Raw genomic sequence first — 5,377 nt, 5'->3', positions numbered from 1 at the left:
AGTTGCATAAGTTGTAGGGTACGGCCTGAATGGCACTTACTTAAGCTGTTTTGGTGGGGCAGGGCCCCACCCTACGCCCTGAATTGAACGGTAGGGTGGGGCCCTGCCCCACCAAAACAGCTTAAGTAAGTGCCATTCAGGCCGTACCCTACAACTTATGCAACTCCCTCCTTAGAGGCGGACGCTAATATAACAGTGCACAAATAAAGCGAATGAACGCAAATAGGCCACTTCTCTCATCCGACGCTCAGCATGGTACGGCAAGCCGCCCCACAGGTTTGATAGTTTCAGTAGTAACTCCAAGTCTTGTTCAATGCTGAACAGTGATCTACCCGATCTGATCTATCTGGGCCGTAGTCGGCTGCATCGGAATCGTGCCAATCTGATCCAGACTCTGCATACTGTGGCGGCGTTGACCGGTCTTGGCATCAAGAGCCGTCTCTATCTTCCCCCATGGCATCGTCCGGTCACACCAGCACAACGTCTGGATGAGATGGGGATTGAAACCCCGACCGATATCCGCGCCTCTCAGTTGCTCCATCGTCGCTGGCCCACCTCGGCCTTTGCTCGCTTTCATAAGCGCATGCTAGGTCGGGCCAAGGCAGTCTATGTTCGCTCTCCGGAGCTGAGCCTGGGGCTGGCATCACAGGGAATAGTCCACCACTTCGAGGTTCACACCCTGCAACCGATGATTCAAAAAGGCCAGCTGAAGCAGGTGGTCGACTATCATCGCCAAGGGGTGATCGGGCATCTGATTCCAATCAGTCAGAGTGCCGCAAAGGCGTTGATCGAGGCAGGAGCCGATGAAGCCCGCATCCATGTCAGTCCCTCCGGGGTTGAACTGGAAACCTTCCAGAAAGTAGCGCCGCTCGATAAGGCAGCACTCAACCATCCCAGGATCGTCTATCTGGGGCGTATCAGTCGGGATCGCGGTCTCGATATTCTCTCCGAGATTGCCTATGCCGACCAGGGTAAGGTGCTGCTGGTAGGTGACTGTGACGATCCGGTACCAGACCATCCTGCAATCCAATATCGGCCCAGCGTGCCGCACCGGGAAGTTGCTGCACTCTATGAAAATAGCGAGCTGGTTGTACTCCCCTACCAGGCTGATCTGAGCCATGCTGATGGCATCAGTCCGATGAAGCTGTTTGAAGCCATGGCAGCTGGCAGGCCGATCATCGCCAGTGACATTCCGCCACTGCGAGAGATTCTTCAGCCGGGCCGCAATGCATTGCTGGCTGATCCCAAAGATCCACAATCATGGGTGCGTGCTGTAGGTGAATTGAGAGATAATCCCGAACTGGCACAACGCATTGCGCTACAGGCCCGCGAAGATGCCAATGCCTATAGCTGGCCAAACCGGGCGGCCAACATAGTCCATGCCATCGGTCTCAAGTGATAATAAAGATAGATAGATATCGATATGCCACAAACCTTAGCTAACTATTTCGCACCGCTACGAACTCCTGAATCAAGGTTGCAAAAAACCAGCGACTGGATCGGCGTTATCGGACTCTATGTTTTCGCGTTTTTCAGTTTGCTGAGTATTGCCGGTGCTAATCTTGGCCTTGGCTTGATGTTGATTGGCCTGATAATTTCATCCGATGCCTGGCGGCGATTGCCAAAACAGATGCTGATCTGGTGCTGCCTGCTGATCATTGGCTACATCATCCTGCGCAGCATGGATGCCACCAGCCAAATCGAGGCTGACCACAAAACCCAGATCAATCAGGCGAGGGACTGGTCACTGCTGTTTCTCTTTTTTATTCCCGCCTGGTGGCTCAGTCAGTCACCAAAGCGGATTCCTACCACCCTGGCATTGATGATTGGAGGATTCAGCCTGGGTATCTTCAGTGCAATTGATGGAGATCTTATCTCCCAAGTCAGCCAGGGAATCCGTTCCGGTCTCCATTTCGGTAAACCAATTATTTTCGGTTTCGATTGTGCAGCTGCGATCCTTGGATTAATCGTGTTGGCAGTCTACCGTCTTAATCCTCACCTTCAGCTGAGCAACACACAGCGATACGGTGCTGTCATTGTGATCATCCTGGCCATTCTCTTTTTCACCCAGGGCTTGATTATCAGTCAATCCCGTGGCGTCTGGCTGGCTATATTTTTCGCCATCCCAACCATTTTTCTAACTCTCAAATTCACCCGCCAAAGCAAACGACAGCCGAAGGTCTCACTGCTGATCCCCCTTACCACCATGGGAGTGATACTGGCCCTGATTCTGGCTCTCAACTGGAACACTATCCTGCAGCGAGTCTCCAGCGAACAGCAGGAGCTTGGGGTGGTGATTAGTGAAGGTCTCAACCAGGCACCGCTAACCTCGACAACCTATCGCCTGCATCTGTGGGAGTTCGGCTTGAACAAGTGGTTGGAGCGCCCATTTACCGGTTGGGGACCCGGCACCACACACGCATTGGTGGAGGCCGAAAAAAATCCTGCGCTACGAGATCACCGGGATGTCGGCTTCGACCATCTGCACAACGCCTATCTGGAAGTGGTATTTCAACTGGGGCTGGTGGGTATCATGCTGATTGCCCTGATCTGCGGCCTGATGGTCTCCAAGATCATGGAGGCATACCAGAAAAAACGTATCTCGATCTACTTTCTGGCTTTTCTCTTCAGCAACTTTGTTCTCATCGCGGTCTATAGTCTTACCGACTTCCGGCATCTCCACTGGAACTGGCGTTTTTACTGGTTGATAATTGCCGGTATCGCATACGCCTTTCCCCTGATGACATTCAGACATCAATCTGCCCCTGTAAACAGACGAGTAGATCAATCAAATGAGGCTTAACCGATGAAGCAAGAGCAACCCATTGCCACTGGAAGCTGTCTCTGCGGAGAGGTGCACTACGAAATCACCGGCCATCTTGGAATCTTCCAGTATTGTCACTGTTCACGCTGCCGAAAATTTACCGGCAGCGCCTTTGCTGCCAACCTTCTTGTCTCACCGAAACAGTTTCGCTGGTTGAAAGGTGAGGATCAGGTAGGTCGATATGAATTGGCTGAAGCAAAACACTTTGCCACCGGATTTTGTAAGAGATGCGGCTCTTCTCTACCCTGGCAGTCGCAAAGTGGCAAGGCGGTAATTGTTCCAGCGGGCACCCTGGATAAAGATCCTGGGATCAGACCTTCACAGAACATCTTTACCAGCTCCGCAGCTGATTGGTTCGAGGAGCCACATAAATTACCTCACTACGACGCCCTGCCCAGCAAGAAATGAAGCAACCTGAATCGCTTCAACCAGACCTGGCTGTAGTTGTCTCTCTCTCTGGGGAGGGGGGTGTGGAACGCATGGTTTTAAACCTGGTGAATGCCATCGCTGAGCAGGGTAAGCGCGTAGACCTGTTGTTGATTAAAACCCACAGCAAACATCTGGACACACTCCATCCCCAGATCAGACGAATAGACCTGGGCAGCCGACATACCGCAACCAGCCTGTGGCCACTCAGACGTTATTTACGGGAGGTTAATCCACCCTGTCTGCTGGCGGCCAAAGATCGCGCTGGACGCATGGCAGTATTGGCAAGAGCCCTGGCTGGCGCCGGCAAAACCCGCCTATTGATGCGCCTGGGTACCAATCTAACCGCAGCCCTGGCCCACAAATCAGCCTGGCGTATGAGATTACGACGACTGCCGATACGCCTGCTCTATCCACACATCGACAAGATTATTGCGGTATCTGAAGGGGTCAGACAGGACACCCTGGCAGTCTCCGGTGTCGAAGCGGAAAAGGTTACGGTAGTACGCAATCCGGTGATCACAGCACAACTTAATAAATCGGCAGAAGCCCCAATACCCCACCCCTGGCTGAGTGATAAGGAGATTCCAGTTATCCTAGGTGCTGGACGCCTGACCCAGCAAAAGGACTTCAAGACGCTACTCCAGGCCTTTGCCAAGGTGCGTGCAAATCGGCCCTGCAGGTTAATTATCCTCGGAGATGGACGACAAAAAGAGGCGCTGTTGGATCAGGCTCAATCACTGGGGGTTGCAGCGGACCTGGCCCTGCCCGGATTCACCTCAAACCCCTATGTCTATATGCGGCACGCTGATCTTTTCGTGCTCTCATCCCGCTGGGAAGGCTCTCCGAATGTGCTGACGGAAGCGATGGCACTGGGTGTGCCGGTAGTCTCTACCAATTGTCCCAGCGGTCCGAACGAGATCCTGGATGAGGGGCGTATTGCGCCACTGGTTCCTGTCGGGGATCACCAGGCGCTTGCCGAGGCGATGATCTCGGTGCTCGAACAGAACCCTGACCCGAAGCTGCTACAAGAGGCTGTAAAGATGTACCATGCAGATGTCAGCGCCACAAACTATTTGAAACTCATCAGTTAACGCCATGCTGCTTTCCATCAAGTACAACTTTCTATTCGTCCATATCGCCAAGACCGGCGGCACCAGTGTCAGGTCAGCCCTGCAGCCCTTGCGGTGGCGGGACCCCTGGTACTATCCGATGTTTCTCTGCTCCCGCTTCAGCCACATGAGCGGGCATCGCATTGGCACCAAGTTTCCCCGGCATTCACGCATCGTTGCCGCCAAGGAACTCTTGCCTGAAAGCTTTTTCAACGATCTCTATAAATTTGCCATTGTGCGCAACCCCTGGGATCTACAGGTCAGCTCATACCACCATATCCGGCGCGAACGCCCCCACTTGCTTGAGCATATCGAGGACTTCGACCACTTCATTCGCTGGAAGCTCGATCCGCAACGGGCCTATCAATACCATGTCGACACCTCGATTCAATCCCAGCTCGACTATCTGATCGATCTACAGGGCAATATCCTGGTGGACTTTATCGGGCACTATGAGAATCTGGCAGAAGACTTCAAAGAGATAACCCGACAGATCAAAGTCGATGGCATCTCACTGCCCCACAAACGCAAGGCCACCAATCGTTCCAAGGATTTTCGCAGCTACTACACGGATGATCTGGCTGAACTGGTGGCAACCCATTTCAAGCGTGATATTGAAGCCTTTGGCTATCGGTTTGATCCTGAGTAGATTTTCCTGAAAAGATCAGTTACACAGCAGGTGACCATGAGTATCGAAGCTATTTTCTTTAAAATCAGTAATCTGCTATTAGGATGGAGCGGTCAACTGATTTTTTAGGATTATCTCTTTTTTGAGATAAGCTGCTGGTTCGAACCAAGAATGGTGCGGCAGGGCCGCACCCTACGAGAGATCGGTGCAGGATTAACACGATTATTGGCCACAGCTAGTGTGGTGCGTCATATAAACCCTGTATTTAGAAAGCCGCTCAAGCCGTGAGTGCAAGGCGCAGCCCGCAGGTAATGGTTGTTCCCTTACCAAGGGGTGCAACGCCGCAATCGCGGCTTGAGTGGCTTCCCGCAGGGCGAGGCAGGTGAT

General features: G+C 52.8%; 5 protein-coding genes. All 5 read left to right on the top strand.

Annotated features, from left to right (window positions below):
- Positions 1-313: 313 nt before the first annotated feature.
- The 5 genes from AC4IFB_RS15145 to AC4IFB_RS15125 are packed head-to-tail and all read left to right on the top strand — an operon-like array spanning position 314 to position 5,011.
- Complete coding sequence (locus AC4IFB_RS15145) at positions 314-1,399, top strand: glycosyltransferase family 4 protein (protein WP_490776186.1); 1,086 nt, start codon at positions 314-316, stop codon at positions 1,397-1,399.
- A 24-nt stretch (positions 1,400-1,423) separates the two neighbouring features.
- Positions 1,424-2,803: an O-antigen ligase family protein gene (locus AC4IFB_RS15140; RefSeq protein ID WP_490776187.1), complete on the top strand. Its 1,380-nt coding sequence runs from the start codon at positions 1,424-1,426 to the stop codon at positions 2,801-2,803.
- 3 nt (positions 2,804-2,806) lie between these two features.
- Positions 2,807-3,232, top strand: a complete 426-nt coding sequence (locus AC4IFB_RS15135; protein ID WP_490780591.1) for a GFA family protein — start codon at positions 2,807-2,809, stop codon at positions 3,230-3,232.
- Positions 3,229-4,344, top strand: a complete 1,116-nt coding sequence (locus tag AC4IFB_RS15130; protein WP_490780590.1) for a glycosyltransferase — start codon at positions 3,229-3,231, stop codon at positions 4,342-4,344. Before AC4IFB_RS15135 ends, AC4IFB_RS15130 begins: the two co-directional genes overlap by 4 nt.
- A 4-nt stretch (positions 4,345-4,348) precedes the next feature.
- Complete coding sequence (locus tag AC4IFB_RS15125) at positions 4,349-5,011, top strand: sulfotransferase family 2 domain-containing protein (RefSeq protein WP_490776190.1); 663 nt, start codon at positions 4,349-4,351, stop codon at positions 5,009-5,011.
- Positions 5,012-5,377 lie beyond the last annotated feature (366 nt).

Source organism: Candidatus Thiodiazotropha sp. AKIB8 (assembly GCF_058244675.1).
Note: the sequence above shows the minus strand (reverse complement) of the source record. Positions and strands in the feature narration are given on the sequence as shown.

Excerpts from the sequence above, each read along its gene's own strand:
- AC4IFB_RS15145 (WP_490776186.1), top strand. The coding sequence starts at position 314 with ATGCTGAACAGTGATCTACCCGATCTGATCTATCTGGGCCGTAGTCGG.
- AC4IFB_RS15140 (WP_490776187.1), top strand. The coding sequence starts at position 1,424 with ATGCCACAAACCTTAGCTAACTATTTCGCACCGCTACGAACTCCTGAA.
- AC4IFB_RS15135 (WP_490780591.1), top strand. The coding sequence starts at position 2,807 with ATGAAGCAAGAGCAACCCATTGCCACTGGAAGCTGTCTCTGCGGAGAG.
- AC4IFB_RS15130 (WP_490780590.1), top strand. The coding sequence starts at position 3,229 with ATGAAGCAACCTGAATCGCTTCAACCAGACCTGGCTGTAGTTGTCTCT.
- AC4IFB_RS15125 (WP_490776190.1), top strand. The coding sequence starts at position 4,349 with ATGCTGCTTTCCATCAAGTACAACTTTCTATTCGTCCATATCGCCAAG.